Origin of the sequence: Pseudomonas oryzihabitans, assembly GCF_001518815.1 — a bacterium.
In the GTDB taxonomy this organism is placed as follows: Bacteria; Pseudomonadota; Gammaproteobacteria; order Pseudomonadales; family Pseudomonadaceae; genus Chryseomonas; species Chryseomonas oryzihabitans_E.
Genome location: NZ_CP013987.1, coordinates 1165216 through 1182740 on the forward strand (window position 1 = coordinate 1165216; position 17525 = coordinate 1182740).

16 protein-coding genes are annotated in these 17525 nt (G+C 66.2%); 9 read left to right on the plus strand and 7 right to left on the minus strand.

Translation table 11 applies throughout. The features are described from left to right. Positions 1-12: 12 nt before the first annotated feature. The 7 genes from rodA (at position 13) to lipA (ending at position 6443) form a co-directional block, all read left to right on the plus strand. Entirely contained in the window at positions 13-1116 is a 1104-nt protein-coding gene (gene rodA, locus APT59_RS05260; RefSeq protein ID WP_156428989.1) for a rod shape-determining protein RodA, read from the plus strand. A 20-nt stretch (positions 1117-1136) separates the two neighbouring features. After that, complete coding sequence (gene mltB, locus APT59_RS05265) at positions 1137-2159, plus strand: lytic murein transglycosylase B (RefSeq protein ID WP_059313891.1); 1023 nt, start codon at positions 1137-1139, stop codon at positions 2157-2159. Further along, a complete protein-coding gene (locus tag APT59_RS05270; RefSeq protein WP_059313892.1) occupies positions 2159-3148 on the plus strand; it encodes a septal ring lytic transglycosylase RlpA family protein in 990 nt (329 codons plus the stop codon). Before mltB ends, APT59_RS05270 begins: the two co-directional genes overlap by 1 nt. Before the next feature lie 126 nt (positions 3149-3274). After that, the gene (locus APT59_RS05275) at positions 3275-4435 is read left to right on the plus strand and encodes a D-alanyl-D-alanine carboxypeptidase family protein (RefSeq protein ID WP_059313893.1); all 1161 of its coding nucleotides are present in this window, start codon (positions 3275-3277) and stop codon (positions 4433-4435) included. A gap of 73 nt (positions 4436-4508) precedes the next feature. Continuing rightward, entirely contained in the window at positions 4509-4784 is a 276-nt protein-coding gene (locus tag APT59_RS05280; protein WP_059313894.1) for a DUF493 domain-containing protein, read from the plus strand. Continuing rightward, on the plus strand, positions 4784-5440 hold the full coding sequence (gene lipB / locus APT59_RS05285) for a lipoyl(octanoyl) transferase LipB (protein WP_059313895.1): 657 nt from the start codon (positions 4784-4786) through the stop codon (positions 5438-5440). The genes APT59_RS05280 and lipB overlap by 1 nt, the downstream gene beginning before the upstream one ends. A gap of 1 nt (position 5441) precedes the next feature. Then, on the plus strand, positions 5442-6443 hold the full coding sequence (gene lipA, locus APT59_RS05290) for a lipoyl synthase (protein ID WP_059313896.1): 1002 nt from the start codon (positions 5442-5444) through the stop codon (positions 6441-6443). A 131-nt stretch (positions 6444-6574) separates the two neighbouring features. Here the strand turns inward: lipA and pgm are convergent, their stop codons facing one another. The 6 genes from pgm to leuS form a co-directional block, all read right to left on the minus strand. Then, complete coding sequence (gene pgm / locus APT59_RS05295; RefSeq protein ID WP_059313897.1) at positions 6575-8239, minus strand: phosphoglucomutase (alpha-D-glucose-1,6-bisphosphate-dependent); 1665 nt, start codon at positions 8237-8239, stop codon at positions 6575-6577. A gap of 158 nt (positions 8240-8397) precedes the next feature. Next, positions 8398-9720 (minus strand): lytic murein transglycosylase, encoded by a 1323-nt coding sequence (locus APT59_RS05300; protein ID WP_059313898.1) that lies wholly within the window; start codon positions 9718-9720, stop codon positions 8398-8400. 73 nt (positions 9721-9793) lie between these two features. Next, a complete protein-coding gene (arfA, locus tag APT59_RS05305) occupies positions 9794-9955 on the minus strand; it encodes an alternative ribosome rescue factor ArfA (RefSeq protein ID WP_059313899.1) in 162 nt (53 codons plus the stop codon). Positions 9956-10038: 83 nt separating this feature from the next. Next, complete coding sequence (gene holA / locus APT59_RS05310; protein ID WP_059313900.1) at positions 10039-11082, minus strand: DNA polymerase III subunit delta; 1044 nt, start codon at positions 11080-11082, stop codon at positions 10039-10041. Between the two features lie 48 nt (positions 11083-11130). Continuing rightward, on the minus strand, positions 11131-11745 hold the full coding sequence (gene lptE, locus APT59_RS05315) for an LPS assembly lipoprotein LptE (protein WP_059313901.1): 615 nt from the start codon (positions 11743-11745) through the stop codon (positions 11131-11133). 25 nt (positions 11746-11770) lie between these two features. After that, complete coding sequence (leuS, locus tag APT59_RS05320; protein WP_059313902.1) at positions 11771-14434, minus strand: leucine--tRNA ligase; 2664 nt, start codon at positions 14432-14434, stop codon at positions 11771-11773. A 177-nt stretch (positions 14435-14611) separates the two neighbouring features. Here leuS and APT59_RS05325 point away from each other — a divergent pair, with 177 nt between their 5' ends. Together APT59_RS05325 and APT59_RS05330 are read left to right on the plus strand one after the other, a co-directional pair. Continuing rightward, positions 14612-14935, plus strand: a complete 324-nt coding sequence (locus APT59_RS05325; RefSeq protein WP_237140571.1) for a hypothetical protein — start codon at positions 14612-14614, stop codon at positions 14933-14935. Positions 14936-14976: 41 nt separating this feature from the next. After that, positions 14977-15738, plus strand: a complete 762-nt coding sequence (locus tag APT59_RS05330; protein WP_059313904.1) for a YdcF family protein — start codon at positions 14977-14979, stop codon at positions 15736-15738. On the opposite strand, the gene lnt is transcribed toward APT59_RS05330, so the two are convergent. Then, complete coding sequence (lnt, locus tag APT59_RS05335) at positions 15729-17276, minus strand: apolipoprotein N-acyltransferase (RefSeq protein ID WP_059313905.1); 1548 nt, start codon at positions 17274-17276, stop codon at positions 15729-15731. The genes APT59_RS05330 and lnt overlap by 10 nt on opposite strands. Between the last annotated feature and the right edge of the window lie 249 nt (positions 17277-17525).

Genomic DNA, 17525 nt, shown 5'->3' on the forward strand with positions numbered 1-17525 from the left:
GAAGGGGACGTGATGAAGCGGCGCGCCACCCTGCTGCAGCGCCTGCATATCGACGGTCCCCTGTTGATCCTGCTGCTGATGCTGGGCGCGACGGGCCTGTTCGTCCTCTACTCCGCGGGCGGTCGCAGCCTCGACCTGCTGTTCAAGCAGGCCAGCTCCTTTGGCCTCGGCCTGGTGGCCATGGCCATCGTCGCCCAGCTGGAGCCGCGCTTCATGGCGCGCTGGGTGCCGCTGGGCTACGTGATCGGCGTGGCCCTGCTGGTGGTGGTGGACGTCATGGGCCACAACGCCATGGGCGCCACTCGCTGGATCAACATTCCCGGGGTGATCCGCTTCCAGCCGTCGGAATTCATGAAGCTGCTGATGCCCATGATGATGGCCTGGTACCTTTCCAAGCGCAGCCTGCCACCGAACTTCAAGCACAGCCTGATCAGCCTGTCGCTGGTGGTGGTGCCCTTCGTGCTGATCCTCGACCAGCCCGACCTCGGCACTGCCATGCTGGTGCTGGCCTCGGGCGGCTTCGTGCTGTTCGTCGGCGGCCTGCAGTGGCGCTGGCTGATCGGCGCGGTGAGCGCCGCGGTGCCCATGGCCGTGGCCATGTGGTTCTTCGTCCTGCACGATTACCAGAAGCGCCGGATCCTGACCTTCCTCGATCCGGAAATGGATCCGCTGGGGGCCGGCTGGAACATCATCCAGTCCAAGGCCGCCATCGGCTCGGGTGGGGTGTTCGGCAAGGGCTGGCTGCTGGGTACCCAGTCTCATCTGGATTTTTTGCCGGAAAGTCACACGGACTTTATCATTGCCGTGCTCGGTGAAGAGTTCGGCATGGTGGGCGTCTGCCTGCTGCTGGTGCTCTATCTGCTGCTCATCGGTCGCGGGCTGACCATCACGGTGCAGGCCCAGACGTTGTTCGGCAAGTTGCTCGCCGGCGGCGTGACCATGACCTTTTTCGTCTATGTCTTCGTCAACATCGGCATGGTCAGCGGGCTCTTGCCCGTGGTGGGCGTACCGCTGCCTTTCATCAGTTATGGCGGCACCTCGGTGGTTACCTTGTTCACCGGGTTCGGAGTTTTGATGTCGATCCACACGCACCGCAAGTGGATCGCCCAGGTTTAACACGCAACACAGAGGGTTAGATGCCGACAATGGGATGGATGCATCGCTGCCTGCAGAGCCTGGGGCTCGCGGCGGCGATGGGCGTGACGACCGGTGTCGTCGCGGGTGACTACGACACGGCACCGCTGACGCGCGACTTCATCGCCGAGATGAGTCAGAGTTACGGCTTCGCCCCGGAACAGCTGCAGGCGCTGTTCGGCGAGGTCGAGCGCAAGCAGGCCATTCTCGACGCCATCTCGCGACCGGCCGAGCGGGTCAAGCCCTGGAGCGAATACCGGCCCATCTTCATCACCGACCGTCGCATCGCTCAGGGCGTCGAGTTCTGGAAGGCCCACGAAGAGGCGCTGGCCCGTGCCGAGCGCGAGTACGACGTACCGGCCCAGTTCATCGTCGCCATTATCGGCGTGGAAACCTTCTATGGGCGCAACACCGGTAACTACCGGGTGCTGGATGCGCTCTCGACGCTGGCCTTCGATTATCCGCCGCGTGCACCTTTCTTCCGCAGCCAGCTGCGGGAATTCCTGTTGCTCGCCCGCGAACAGCAGGTCGATCCCCTCAGTCTCACCGGCTCCTATGCCGGTGCCATGGGGCTGCCGCAATTCATGCCGGGCAGCTTCCGCGCCTATGCGGTGGATTTCGACGGCGACGGCCACATCAACATCTGGTCCGACCCCACCGATGCCATCGGCAGCGTGGCCAACTACTTCAAGCGCCACGGCTGGTCCGGCCGCGGGCCTACTGCCATCCGTGCCCAGGTCAGCGGTGACCGGGTGGAGGAGGGCGTGGTGGCCGGGATCGAGCCGGTCAAGAGCGTCGCCGAGTTGCGCGCCCTGGGCTGGAACGCCCAAGACCCTGCCCTGCGTGACGATTTGCGTGTAACCTCGTTCCGCCTCGACGGAGACAAGGGACCGGAGTACTGGATGGGCCTGCCCAATTTCTACGCCATTACCCGATACAACCGCAGCGTCATGTACGCCATGGCGGTGACCGATCTGGCGACCGCCATTGCCGAGCGCCATGCCGCGGAGGGTGCCAAGCCGTGATGCGTCTGACTGCCATGGCGCGCCTGGCCGGCTGCCTGGGCCTCGGCCTGCTGCTGGTGAGCTGCTCCAGCCAGGCGCCCAAGCCGACCAGCAAGGGCGTGGCCGGGCCGGGCGGCTACCTGCGTCCGCACCGTGACGGCGCACCCTGGTGGGACGTGGACGTCAGCCGCATTCCCGATGCCGTGCCCATGCCCTACAACGGGCCGCTGAAGAACAACCCCTACACCGTGTTGGGCAAGACCTACTTCCCGCTGACCGACTCGCGCAACTACCGCGCGACCGGTACGGCTTCCTGGTATGGCACCAAGTTCCACGGCCAGGCCACCGCCAACGGCGAGACCTACGACCTCTATGGCATGACCGCCGCGCACAAGACCCTGCCGCTGCCCAGCTATGTACGGGTCACCAACCTGGACAATGGCCGCAGCGTCATCCTGCGCGTCAACGACCGCGGTCCCTTCTACTCCGACCGGGTCATCGATCTGTCCTTCGCCGCTGCCAAGAAGCTCGGCTACGCCGAGATCGGTACCGCACGGGTCAGCGTCGAGGGTATCGATCCGCAGCAGTACTGGGCCCAGCGCGGTCAGGCGGTGCCCATGGTGCTGGCGCAGCCGCGCCAGGCGCCGGTGGCCCAGAAAACCACCGAGACGCAGACCTTCGGCGCCATCGAGACCTATACGCCACCAGTCAACCAGCACGCCGAGCCGGTGACCCCGGCCGTCGTCGACGCAAAAAAAAACGTTTCTGTCCCAGCCGCTGGGCTCTATCTGCAGGTGGCGGCCTTCGCCAATCCGGACGCTGCGGAACTGCTCAAGGACAAGCTCAGCGACCTGACCGGTGCCCCGGTGTTCATCAGTTCGACGGTGCGCAACCAGCAGACCTTGCATCGGGTCCGTCTCGGACCGGTCCAGCCGGCTGAGGTCGCCCAGCTCCAGAACAGCGTACGCGTGGCCCGGCTGGGTCAGGCGTCTCTCGTGCAACCGGATTGAAGCAAGGATGCTTCATGACGCCCAGTCGCCGCCCCCTGCCTTCGTGATCCGCCCCGTGCGGATCGAGGTGGGCCTGGTGTCCTGGGTCCGCTGCTCCTGCCACACCCCAACCTTTCAGAGATTCGGATGACAATCGCAAAAATCGCTCGACGCCTGCTCCTCCTGGTAACGATCGCCTGTGTCCCGGCCGTCTGGGCGGCCGAGACAATGGTCCCGGCAGCGCCCCAGCTGGCCGCCAAGGCCTGGATTCTCATGGATGCCAACAGCGGCGCCGTGCTCACCGAATCCAATTCCGACCAGCGCCTGCCGCCGGCCAGCCTGACCAAGCTGATGACCGCCTATATCGCCACCCTGGAAATCGACCGGGGGCGCATCAAGGAATCCGACATGGTCACCGTCAGCGAGCACGCCTGGCGTACCGGCGGTTCGCGGATGTTCATCAAGGTCGGTACCCAGGTGTCGGTCGGTGACCTGCTGCACGGCATCATTATCCAGTCCGGCAACGACGCCAGCGTCGCCCTGGCCGAGCACATCGCCGGCAGTGAAGACGCCTTCGCGGACATGATGAATACCACCGCGCAGAAGCTGGGCATGCAGAATACCCACTTCATGGACGCGACCGGTCTGCCGGACCCGAACCACTATTCCTCGGCCCATGACATGGCCATCCTGGCGCGCGCCATCATCAATGCCGATGCCCAGCACTACGCCATCTACTCCCAGAAGGAATTCTTCTGGAACAACATCAAGCAGCCCAACCGCAACCTGCTGCTGTGGCGCGACAAGACCGTCGACGGCCTGAAGACCGGCCACACCGACGAAGCCGGCTACTGCCTGGTGGCTTCGGCCGTACGCGACGGCATGCGCCTGGTCGCCGTGGTGTTCGGCACCAACAGCGAACAGGCCCGCGCCGCCGAGACCCAGAAGCTGCTGACCTACGGCTTCCGCTTCTTCGAGACCCAGTCCTTCTACAAGAAGGGCACCGAGCTGGCCAAGGCGCCGGTCTGGAAGGGCGACGCTCGTGAGGTCCAGGCCGGTCTGGCCAATGACCTGACCATGACCCTGCCGCGTGGCCAGGCCAAGAAGCTGCATGCCGAGATGGTGCTCAATCCGCAGCTGACCGCTCCCATCGCCCAGGGCCAGGTGATCGGCAAGGTCGAGGTGAAGCTGGATGACAAGGTGGTGCACACCGCCGACCTGGTCGCCTTGCAGCCGGTCGAGGAGGGTGGCCTCTTCCGTCGCCTGTGGGATAGCATTCGCCTGTTCTTCTACGGATTGTTCAACTGATCCGTTGTTCTGGAAAGGCCCGCGCTCGCGGGCCTTTCGCCCCCTGCCGACAGCGGTCGGCCTGGAAGTCCGCATGACCGAAGACGTACAACCCCCCAAGATCGAATTTCCCTGCCCGCGTTACCCCATCAAGGTGATCGGTGATGCCGCTGCCGATTTCGCCGAGCTGGTGCTCGATACCGTCCAGCGCCATGCGCCGGATCTCGACCGTGGCACCCTGGTGACCCGCGATAGCCGCAATGGTCGCTTCCTGTCGGTGCAGGTACTGATCACCGCTACCGGCGTGGATCAGCTGCAGGCCATTCATCAGGATCTGCGCGCCACCGGCCGCGTACACATGGTGATCTGATGACCATTCCCGCCCCGGCAAGCCTGGGCGTGCGCCGCTGGGGCCTGCGGCCCTACGAGGCGACCCTGGAGGCCATGCGCCGCTTCACCGATGAGCGCAGCGCCCAGACGGTCGATGAACTCTGGCTGCTCCAGCACCCCGCGGTCTTCACCCAGGGTCAGGCCGGCAAGCCCGAGCATCTGCTCGCCGTGGGCGACATTCCGGTGGTGCAGGTCGATCGTGGCGGCCAGGTCACGTACCATGGTCCCGGTCAGCTCATCGCCTATGTGCTGCTGGATGTTCGCCGCAAGGGCCTGGGCGTGAGAGAATTGGTCAGCGCCATGGAAGACAGCCTGATCGCGCTGCTCGCCGATTGGGGTGTGCAGGCCGAGGCCCGGGCCGATGCGCCGGGTGTCTATGTGGACGGCGCCAAGATCGCCTCGCTGGGGCTGCGCATCCGTAATGGGCGTTCCTTCCACGGACTGGCGCTCAACGTTGACATGGATCTGGCGCCCTTCCGCCGGATCAACCCCTGCGGTTATGCCGGCCTGGCCATGACCCAGCTCCGCGATCTGGTGACCGGGCCACTAGCTTTCGACGACGTCCGCGAGTCTCTGGTCCGTCACCTGAGTCTGCGCCTGGGCTACCCCGAACCGATCACCCTGGAATCGGATTGACATGACCAATACAGTACAAGACAGCGTCCAGACCCTTACCCCGCCCGCCCGCCCCAACAAGGTGGAAGCCGGCGTCAAGCTGCGCGGTGCCGAGAAGGTCGCGCGTATCCCGGTAAAGATCATTCCTACCGAGGAGCTGCCGCGTAAGCCGGACTGGATCCGCGTGCGCATCCCGGTTACCCCCGAGGTCGAGCGCATCAAGCAACTGCTGCGCAAGCACAAGTTGCACAGCGTCTGCGAAGAGGCCTCTTGCCCAAACCTGGGCGAGTGCTTCTCCGGCGGCACCGCCACCTTCATGATCATGGGTGACATCTGCACCCGTCGCTGCCCCTTCTGTGACGTCGGCCACGGCCGGCCGAAGCCGCTGGACGTGGACGAGCCGAAGAACCTGGCAGTGGCCATCGCCGATCTGGGCCTTAAGTACGTGGTGATCACCTCGGTGGACCGCGACGACCTGCGTGACGGCGGTGCCCAGCACTTCGTCGACTGCCTGCGCGAGATCCGCAAGCTCACGCCCGGCATCCAGCTGGAGACCCTGGTACCCGACTATCGCGGCCGCATGGACGTCGCCCTGGCGATCACCGAGCAGGAGCCGCCGGATGTCTTCAACCACAACCTGGAGACCGTCCCGCGCCTGTACAAGGCCGCGCGCCCCGGTTCGGACTTCGAGTGGTCGCTGGACCTGCTGCAGAACTTCAAGAAGCGCGTGCCCCACGTGCCGACCAAGTCCGGCCTGATGCTGGGCCTGGGCGAGACCGACGAGGAAGTCATCGAGGTCATGCAGCGCATGCGCGAGCACGAGATCGACATGCTGACCCTCGGCCAGTACCTGCAGCCCTCGCGCAACCATCTGCCGGTGCAGCGCTTCGTCCACCCGGATACCTTCGCCTGGTTTGCCGAGGAAGGCGCCAGGATGGGCTTCAAGAACGTCGCTTCCGGTCCGCTGGTGCGCTCGTCCTACCACGCCGACCAGCAGGCGCACGGCGCCAAGAAGATTAGCTGATCCTCGCGTCGTAATAGAAAAGGGCAGCCACTGGCTGCCCTTTTTCATGCTGGCTGCGCAGCCAATCCCTCACCGACCCGCTTTTAGCGTCCTCTCCCTGAGGGAGAGGGTTGGGGAGAGGGCGCGCGCCATCAGCCGCGCAGCACGCCGTCCACCAGCGCCTTGGCTTCTTCCTGGATGCGGCCCAGGTGGGCTTCGCCCTCGAAGCTCTCCGCGTAGATCTTGTAGACGTCCTCGGTACCCGAGGGGCGGGCGGCGAACCAGCCGTTCTCGGTGACCACCTTGAGGCCACCGATGGCGGCGCCGTTGCCGGGAGCCTCGGTGAGGATCGCGGTGATTGGCTGGCCGGCCAGCTCCTTGGCCGTCACCTGGGCGGCGGACAGCTTGCCAAGGCGAGCCTTCTGCTCGCGGTCGGCGGCGGCGTCGATGCGCTGGTAGACCGGCGCGCCGAAGCGCTCGGTCAGGGCCTGGTAGCGCTCGCCCGGGTCCTTGCCGGTCACGGCGGTGATTTCCGCCGCCAGCAGGCCGAGGATGAGGCCGTCCTTGTCGGTGGACCAGGCGCCGCCAGCCTTGCGCAGGAAGGACGCGCCGGCGGATTCCTCGCCACCGAAGCCCAGGCTGCCGTCCAGCAGGCCGTCGACGAACCACTTGAAGCCTACCGGCACTTCCACCACCTGGCGGCCGATGCCCTGGGCCACCCGGTCGATCATCGAGGAAGACACCAGGGTCTTGCCGATGCCGGCCTGCTGGCTCCACTGGGGTCTATGGGTGAACAGGTACTCGATGGCCACCGCCAGGTAATGGTTGGGGTTGAGCAGGCCCACCGAGCGGGCGACGATGCCGTGGCGGTCATGGTCGGTGTCGCAGGCGAAGGAGACGTCGAATCTGTCCTTGTTCTCGATCAGGCCGGCCATGGCGTGGGGCGAGCTGCAGTCCATGCGGATCTTGCCGTCCCAGTCCAGGCGCATGAAGCGGAAGGTCTGATCGACACGGGTCGACAGCACTTCCAGCGGCAGGCCATAGCGCTCGGCGATGCGCGGCCAGTAGTGCACCCCGGCGCCGCCGAGGGGGTCGACGCCAAAGGTCAGGCCGGAGCCGCGGATGGCGTCCAGGTCGATGACCTGGCCCAGCCCGCTGACATAGCTGTCGAGGAAATCGAATCTCTGGGTAGTGGCAGCCTTGAGCGCCTGGCGATAATCCATGCGCTGGACACCTTCCAGACCGTTCGCCAGCAGGGCATTGGCACGGTCCTGAATCCATTTGGTGACGTTGGTGTCGGCCGGACCGCCATTGGTGGGGTTGTACTTGAAGCCGCCATCGGCCGGCGGGTTGTGCGACGGGGTGATGACGATGCCGTCGGCCAGGCCCGAGGTGCGGCCGGCGTTGTATTCGAGGATGGCATTGGACAGCGCCGGGGTAGGCGTGTAACCCGGCTCACCATGGGTCTCGGCGCAGCCCGCGTCGATACGGACGTCCACGCCGTTGGCGGCCAGGACTTCCAGGGCGGAGATGAAGGCCGGCTCGGACAGCGCATGGGTGTCCATGCCCATGAACAGCGGACCGTCGACGCCCTGCGCCTTGCGGTACTCGCAGATGGCCTGGGTGATGGCGAGGATGTGCCACTCGTTGAAGCTGCCCTTGAGCGAGGAACCGCGGTGCCCGGAGGTGCCAAAGGCCACCTGCTGACCCGGATCGCTGGGCTCGGGGCGATCACTGTAATAGCGCGCCACCAGGCGCGGCAGATGGGTCAGGGTATTCTCGTCGGGGAGGCGTCCTGCGTTGGCGGCAATACTCATCTCGGGTTCCTTGGCTTGAATGGAGCCCGGGCGTTCGAGTACCCCGGGCGACGCGACTCGCGTTCGACCTTGGCGATCGCAGTTTGCTCATTGCGCCCGAGAGGCGATCCTCAGAATGCGGATTCGTGCACGCTGAGGCCGCCTGGCAGGGCAGGGTATCAACCGCGCAATTTTTCCAGCAGCTGATGATTGGGATAGCCGTCTGCGGGCCAGCCCTGGGACTGCTGATAGGCGCGGATGGCCTTGCGGGTGTTGGCGCCGATGATGCCGTCGGCGCTGCCCGGGTCCAGGCCGAGCGCGGCCAGGCGCTGCTGCAGTTCGACGCGTTCGCTGCGGCTCAGCGGCAGGTCGTCGGTGGGCCAACTGCCAGCGATCTGGCCGGCGTCGCGATAGCGCTCCGAGAGCAGTGCCACGCCCAGGGCGTAGGAGCTGGAGTTGTTGTACCTGAGGATGGTGCGGAAGTTGTTGAACACCAGGAAGGCCGGACCGCGATGACCGGCAGGCAGTAGCAGTGAGGCGCTGTCGCTCGGCAGGGCCGCCGGTTGCGGCAGGCCGAGGCCCTGGACGCCTAGGGCGTTCCACTCGGCCAGGGTCTTGCGCACGCCCATGTCGGCCAGGCTGTAGTCGAAGTTGGTGGGCACCCGCACCTCGTAGCCCCAGGGCTTGCCATCCTGCCAGCCGGAGGCCTTGAGGTAATTGGCGGTGGAGGCCAGGGCGTCGGCAGTGGAGCCCCAGATGTCGCGGCGACCGTCGCCGTCGAAGTCCACCGCGTACTGGTCGTAGGTGGTGGGAATGAACTGAGTCTGGCCCATAGCGCCGGCCCAGGAGCCGATCATGCGGTCGGCGGTGACGTCGCCGTGCTGCAGGATGCCGAGGGCGGCGATGAGCTGGTCCTGGGCGAAGTCCGGGCGGCGACCTTCGTAGGCGAGGGTCGCCAGGGAGCGGATGACGCCCTTGTTGCCCATGTTGTTGCCGTAGTTGCTCTCCATGCCCCAGAAGGCCACCAGACGCGCGGGCTCGATGCCGTAGCGGGCTTCCAGGGAGGCCAGCAACCCCGCTTGTTGAATGAGCAGGCTCTTGCCATTGCGCACGCGCAGCGGCGAGACGGCGGATTCCAGGTATTCCCAGACCGGCTTGGTGAATTCGGGCTGGCTGCGATCGGCGGCGATCACTGCCGGATCGGGCTCGACGCCGGCGAAGGCCTGGTCGAAGGTCGCTGCCGAGACGCCACGGCCCAGCGCCAGGGTACGGAAACGGCTACGCCACTGCTCGAAGCTCTCGTCCGGCTGGGGCATGGCCTCGGCCGCGTTGGCGGAGGCGTTCGCCACAGGGGCGGGACTGGGTGAGGTCGGAGAGGAGGACGCCGTGGTGGGCGCCGTCTGAGTCTGGGCGCAGGCGGCCAGGGCGGCGGTCAGCAGGGTGACCAGGGTTCCGGCGAGGAGGCCGCCGGTCTTGAATCCGCGGGTTTTCCCGAATTGCATCTGTCTCCACCGGACGTCTAGGCAGGAAGCCTCACCTTAGCACGGCCCGGGTCCTGGCGTCTGGGCCTAGCTTTCAGGCGGCCAGAAAGACCGAAGCCTTCTCGTCTTGCAACGAGAAGGCTTCGCGGCGGTAGCTGCCTTTGCCCTTGGCGGGTCGCTCCTGGCGTGAGCGAAAACAGGGATCGCTGACGAGGACCTTGGCCTTGTTGGGGCCGCGGCTGTATTTCTTGGCCATGCGTGCGTACTCCGAAGGAGGGATGTCACCCCTTGATGGGGGCATGCCAGTCTATTGCAAGGGCCGGGGATTACAAGGAGCGGCTATGGCGAGGGCTTGGTCAGCGTCAGCCGCTTGCCAGCAAGCATCAGGGCGAGGCTGGCGAGGGTCAGCCAGACATCGCCAGGTGCCTGTCCCTTGATCTGTTCGTCGGCGACCTGGGCGTCCCGCAGCAGGGCTTCCAGACGACGTGCGCCCTGGCGCTGCAGGGCCCGACTGACCAGGGGACGGCGCTTGTCCCACACCGGCGGCTTCACCTGGGTGAAGGCGCGCTCCAGGGGCGTGCCGCTTTCCTGCAGGTAGGCCAGGTTGGCCAGCAGGCGTAGTTCGCGGGCCAGGGCCCAGAGCACCACGGCCGCTTCCACGCCTTCACCGCGCAGGCCTTCGAGGATGCGCACTGCATGCTCGGCATCACCGGCCAGGGCAGCGTCGAGCAGGCCGAAGACGTCGTAGCGGGCGCTGTCGGCCACCGTGGCGCGTACCGTCTCGGCGTCCACCTGGGAGCCCTCGGTGAGCAGGCGGAGCTTTTCGATTTCCTGGGCAGCGGCCAATAGATTGCCTTCCACCCGCTCGGCGATCAGCTCGACGGCTTCAGGGGTAGCGGCCAGGCCCAGACGCGACAGACGCTGGTTGATCCACTGCGGCAACTGCGCCAGTTCCACCGGCCAGATCTGCACGAATTGCGCCTGCTCGTGCTCCAGCAGGGCCTTGGCCCACTTGGTCTTCTGGGCCGCGGCATCGAGCCGCGGCAGACTGATCAGCAGCAGGGTGTCTTCGGCGGGGCGGGCCAGGTAGTCGAGCAGGGCGGCGGAACCCTTGTCGCCGGGCTTGCCGGTGGGCAGGCGCAATTCGAGGATGCGTTTCTGGGCGAACAGCGAAAGGCTGGCGCCGGCCTCGTAGAGACGGCCCCAGTCGAACCCGGCATCGACGTCGAAGACCTCGCGTTCGTCGAAACCCTGGGCGCGGGCCGCGCCACGAATGGCGTCGCTGGCTTCCTGGCAGAGCAGGGGCTCATCGCCGCTGACGGCATAGACGGCGGCCAGCGAGCCCTGGAGCTGCTTGCCCAGCTGGTTGGCGTTGAGTTTCATGGTGAACCGGGATGGCAAACCGGAGCCTTGCGGCTCCGGGTGCGGCGCTTAGCGCGCAGGGGTGGGGATTTCGATGGGCGACTGCTGCGGCGGGGCGGACTCGCGGGCGCGGCGGTCGGCTTCGGCCTTGGCGGCGGCGCGGGCGTCGGCGTCGCGTTGCAGCTTGTCCAGACGCTCGGGCGTCAGGGCCTGCAGGCGAGCGGCCAGCTGCTGCACCAATTCGCGGCGCATCTCGCGGCGCAGCTGATCCTTCTGCTGTTCGGAACCGACGATGTTGTTCTGGTCGGTCACGTAATAGCGCTGGGTTTCCAGGTAGTCGCTGACCAGCACCGCCTGGTTCTTGCCGACGATGGTGTAGGGCTGACGGGTAGTCAGCTCCACTTCGGCACTGCGGGCGCCGCTGGTGTAGCTGGCCGTGCGCTCGCTCTGGGCTTCGCCACCCAGATCCAGGGTGTAGGGCGCACCCGAGGTGATCCGGACATGGGCGTCTTCGAGCATGTCGCGCACGTCCTTGACGGTCTGGCCGTAGGCGTCGCGCGCCGTCAGGTTCAGCTCGTTCACGGTCAGGCGCGTTTCACCGGTGCCGCGCAGCTGGAAGCCGCAGGCCGTCAGCAAGGTCGCCAGGCCGACTACCGCAAGGCCGGGGAGAATCCGTTTCTTCATCTGTTGTCTGCTCCGTTCGCGTGTCTTAGTTGGCGACGATGTTGACCAGTTTACCCGGGACCACGACGACCTTGCGGATGGTCAGACCCTCGGTGAAGCGTGCCACGTTCTCGTTGGCGCGGGCGGCGGCCTCGATGGCCTCGCGGCTGGCGTCGGCCGGTACTTCGATCTGGCCGCGCAGCTTGCCGTTCACCTGGATGACGATCTGCAGGCTGTCCTGCACCAGGGCGCTTTCGTCCACCTGCGGCCAGCGAGCATCGATGACCGCGTCGCTGTGGCCCAGCTGCTGCCAGAGGCCGTGGGCGATGTGCGGGGTGATGGGCGCCAGCAGCAGGGTGACGGCCTCCAGGCCTTCCTGCAGCAGACGGCGATCGGTATCGCTGTCCTGGGCGGCCTTTTCCAGCACGTTCATCAGGGTCATGACCGCGGCGATGGCGGTGTTGAACTTGTGATGCTGACCGATATCCTGGCTGGCCTGGCGGATGGCCAGGTGGATGGCACGGCGTACGTCCTTCTGGGCGGGCGACAGCTCGCCGAGGGCGCCGGCGCTCGGCAGGCCCTGGCCCACATGGGCCTGGGCCAGACGCCAGACACGACGCAGGAAGCGGCTGGCGCCTTCGACACCGGAGTCGGACCATTCCAGGCTCATGTCCGGCGGCGAGGCGAACATCATGAACAGGCGGCAGGTGTCGGCGCCGTACTGGTCGATCATCGCCTGGGGGTCGACGCCGTTGTTCTTCGACTTGGACATCTTCTCGACGCCGCCGATTTCCACCGGCTGGCCATCGCTCTTCAGGCGCGCGCCGATCACCTTGGCCTTGGCATCGCGCTCCACCTCGACATCGGCCGGGTTGAACCAGTCCTTGCTGCCGTTGGGATTGGTGCGGTAGTAGGTCTCGGCCACCACCATGCCCTGGGTCAGCAGGTTCTCGAAGGGCTCGTCGGAATCGATCAGGCCCTGGTCACGCATCAGCTTGTGGAAGAAGCGCGAGTAGAGCAGGTGCAGGATGGCGTGCTCGATGCCGCCGATGTACTGGTCGACGGGCAGCCAGTAGTTGGCTTCTTCCTTGTCCAGCATGCCGCCGGTGAAATTGGGCGAAGCATAGCGGGCGAAGTACCAGGAGCTTTCGACGAAGGTATCCATGGTGTCGGTTTCGCGGCGGGCCGGCTGGCCGTTGCGCGGATCGACGGTCTCGTAGAACTCGGGCATGCGCGCCAGGGGCGAGCCGGCGCCATCGGGTACCACGTCTTCGGGCAGCACCACCGGCAGCAGGTCGGCGGGCACCGGGATGTCGATGCCGTCGTCGCCGTGGATGATGGGGATCGGGCAACCCCAGTAGCGCTGGCGGCTGATGCCCCAGTCGCGCAGGCGGAACTGGGTGCGCGGCTGACCCAGGCCCTTGGCCTGCAGATCGGCGCCGATGGCGTCGAAGGCGGCGTCGTAGGCGAGGTTGTCGTAGGCGCCGGAATTGATCAGGAAGCCTTCCTTGCTGCCGTACCAGTCCTTCCACTGCACCGGGTCGAACTGGTAGCGCTCGTATTCCGCGGGGCTGTAGTCGTCCGGATTGGCCAGCACACGGGTGGCCTCTTCGGTATCCACCACCTGGACGATGGGCAGCTGGTACTTGTTGGCGAATTCGAAGTCACGTTCGTCGTGACCGGGAACGGCCATGACCGCACCGTCGCCGTAGTGCATCAGCACATAGTTGGCGACCCAGACCGGCAGGCGGGCATCGGTCAGCGGATGACGGACGAACAGGCCGGTATCCAGGCCCTTCTTCTCCTGAGTGGCGATGTCGGCCTCGGCGACACCGCCGCGCTTGCACTCGTCGATGAAGTCCTGCAGCTGGGCATTGCCCTGGGCGGCCTGGGTGGCCAGCGGGTGTTCGGCGGCCACGGCGACATAGGTGGCGCCGAGCAGGGTATCGGGGCGGGTGGTGAAGACCTTCAGGGTGCCTTCGGCGCCGATGCTCTCCTGGTCATAGGGGAACTGCACCTCCATGCCGCGGGACTTGCCGATCCAGTTGCGCTGCATGGTCTTGACCTGCTCGGGCCAGCCGGGCAGGCCGTCGAGGGAGGTCAGCAGCTCTTCCGCATAGTCGGTGATGCGGAAGTAGTACATGGGGATCTCGCGCTTCTCGATCAGCGCACCGCTGCGCCAGCCGCGGCCGTCGATGACCTGCTCGTTGGCCAGTACGGTCTGGTCCACCGGGTCCCAGTTCACCGTACCGTTCTTGCGGTAGATGATGCCCTTCTCGAACAGCTGGGTGAACAGCCACTGCTCCCAGCGATAGTAGTCGGGCTTGCAGGTGGTGACCTCACGGGACCAGTCGATCGCCAGACCCAGGCTCTGCAGCTGGGACTTCATGTAGGCGATGTTCTCGTAGGTCCACTTGGCCGGGGCCACGCCGTTCTTCATGGCGGCGTTTTCGGCAGGCATGCCGAAGGCGTCCCAACCCATGGGCTGCAGGACGTTCTTGCCCAGCATCCGCTGGTAGCGGGCAATGACGTCACCGATGGTGTAGTTGCGCACGTGCCCCATGTGCAGCTTGCCGCTGGGGTAGGGGAACATCGACAGGCAGTAGAACTTCTCCTGGCCCGGGCGCATGGTGGCCTTGAAGGACAGATTCTGGTCCCAGAAGGACTGGGCGGCGGCTTCTATTTCGCGGGGCTGATAGTGTTCTTGCATGGGCGTGTCGAGGGCTGCAGAGGCGTTTGATCGAGCCGCCAAGCATACATGACCCCCCGAGCGCGGGGAAATGTCCCGGTCCGCCGCTTGTTTCGCACTCCGGGGGAGGCAGGGTCCAGAGGGCCGTACTAGGCTATTCGAACGTCTGTTCAATTATCCGGGAGGATGATCGCCATCATGGGAAAGTTTCGACGCGAGTCCGAAAAGCTGCCCGTCGACGTACGCCTGCAACGCCGCCTGGCCCTGGCGCTGGATGAGGCCGCCACTCAGGAGCGCCTCTACGACAGCGCTGACGGGGAAATAGAGGTGCAGGGCCTGAGTCCGGCCGAGTACGCCCTGATCAGGCGCTGGCTGGAACGTCACCAGGCGACGGAGGCGGCCATGGCCTGCTGCCTGGGCTGCGGACGGGTACAGCCGGTGGGATCCTTCTGCAGTCACTGCCAGGGACGCCAGGTCCTGGTCGAGAGTCCTTCTGCTCGGGTCCGCGCTCCCCTACACTGAGCGCCGCCGCGACCTGGAGGTCGCCACCGACCGGAGGGACCATGGGTCTGCGTTATTTCTTCAAGCAACTGCTGCTGCCACCAGGCGGCCTGCTGTTGCTCCTGCTCTGTGGCTGGTGGCTGCGTCGTCGTCATCCGCGACTGGGGCTGGCCTGCTTCCTTTGCGGTCTGCTGGGCCTCTGGGCCAGTACCCTGCCGGCCATGGTGGAGTTCGGCGGTCGTCTGCTGGAACGCGATGCCGCCCTGCCCGAAGCCCGCTGGGCAGGCCTGGCGCAACAGGCGGATGCCATCGTGGTACTTGGCGCTGGCCGCGAGGTGGACGATCCCGGCTGGGGAGGCGATGCCGCCAGTCACCTGGCGGTGGAGCGACTGCGCTATGCGGCGCGCCTGGCCAAGGCCAGTGGCCTGCCGGTACTGATCACCGGTGGTTCGCCCCATGATCGCCCGCTGAGCGAGGCGGCGCTGATGACCGAGGTGATGGAGCGTGACCTGGGGGTGCCGGTGCGCTGGCAGGAAGGGGCCAGCCGTACCACCTGGGAGAACGCCACCCTGAGCGCGCCGCTGCTGCGCGAGGCCGGGGTGAAGCGGGTGGTGCTGGTGACCCAGGCCTACCACATGGCCCGTTCGCGCTGGTGCTTCGAGCGCCAGGGCTTCCAGGTGGTCGCCGCGCCCATGGGCTTCATCGGCATCCCCAACGGCCGGCCCTTCGGCGGCTGGTTGCCGGAAGCCAAGGCGGTCGAGCAGACCGCCCAGTTGCTCAACGAGACTGCCGGGCTCTTGCTCTATCCGCTTGCCTATCGCTGAGTCACCACCAGCGGCGCCTCTTCCGGACGATCCTGCCGCCGCAGCAGCAGGCCCCAGAGCAGCACCAGGACGGAAAAGATCGCCAGCGGCCAGAGGCGGTAGTGTAGATAGGGCGTCAGGCCGTCCATGGGCACCACGGTGCCCTGCAGCACGCCGACCTGGAAGGCCGGGATCTGCCGGCTGATACGCCCGAAGGGATCGACCAGGGCGGTGATGCCGTCGTTGGTGACCCGTACCAGCCAGCGACCGGTTTCCAGGGCACGCATCTGCGCCATCTGCAGGTGCTGTTGCGGGCCGATGGACTTGCCGAACCAGGTGTCGTTGCTGATCGTGAGCAGCAACTGGCTCTGGGCGGCCAGGTCGGCGACGAACTCCGGATAGACCACCTCGTAGCAGATGTAGGGCGCCACCCGATAACCCTTCACCAGCAACGGTTCCTGGTGCTCGGGGCCGCGGACGAAGTCGGACATGGGCAGATCGAAGAAGCCGATCAGGCCCCGCAGGTATTCCTGCAGCGGCACGTATTCGCCAAAGGGCACCAGTTTCTGCTTGTAGTAGGTGCCCGAGCCGTTGCCGACCGCGGTGATGCTGTTGAAGTAGCGCGAATCGCCATCGGCATCGCGTTCGCGGGCGGGCAGGCCGGTGACCAGGGCCCCGCCATGGGCGGCCACTTGCGCCCCTTCGGCGGCGAGGAAGTCGCCGACGTATTCACGCAGCACGGGAATGGCGTTTTCCGGCCAGACTACCAAGTCGGCATCGGTCTGCTCGGCGGTATGGTCACGATAGAGCGCCAGGGTGGCCCGTGCATGATCCGGATTCCACTTGAGTTCCTGGGCGATGTTGCCCTGGACCCCGGCGACCTTGAGTGGGGCACCGGCCGGTTGCGTCCACACCTGGCCCTTGAAGACATCGCCCGCGACCCAGGGCAGGGTCACCAGCACCAGGGCCGCGACCAGGGCCACCGGCCGCAGGATCAGCCGTGGGGCATTGACCAGCAGGGCCGCGGTAAAGGCCAGCACGGCCGAGATCAGCCAGACGCCGCCCAGGGGCGCCAGGCCCTGCAGAGGGCCGCTGAGCTGGCTGTAGCCGAGCAGCAGCCAGGGAAAGCCGGTCAGTGCCCAGCTGCGGAACAGCTCCAGGGCGAACCACAGGCCGGCGAAGGTGAGGGCATCGCCCAGGGGTGCCTGGTTGCGTCTCAGGCACAGCGCCCAGAGCCAGGCCGGCAGCGCGAAGAACAGCGCGATGCCGGCGCAGAAGCCCACGGTAAGCAGTAGCGCCAGTGGCACGGAGGCGGCGCCGTAGTCGTGGATGCTGACGTAGATCCAGCTGGTGCCGGCAAGGAAGGCGCCGAAGCCATAGCACCAGCCGCGCAGCAGGGCACGCCAGGCGGTGAGGCCCTTGAGGCCCAGGTAGAAAAGACCGGCCGACAGCAGGGCCAGTGGCCAGATATTGAAAGGGGCCAACGCCAGGGGCGTGAGGGCGCCAGCGAAGAGTGCCAGAAGGTTGCCCTTCCAGCCAGGTTGAGAGATCCAGCGCATCGAAAATCCTTGGTCCGATCGAGGCTGCGCAAGCTTACTCGCCAGCGCGAGTCAGTGCCAAAGGCGCTTGAGGGAGAGCGAGCCAGGTCGCAGTTGGGGAGGGGTGGTAAAGGCTATCGCGGCCATGGCGATCCGTCGGTTGGGCTAGGACGACTCTATCGTCGAAGCCCAACAGTCGTGCAGTCGAGGCAAGGCCTGTTGGGCTTCGCTGCGGTCAACCCAACCTACGGCGGTCCGTAGGAGGGCGTG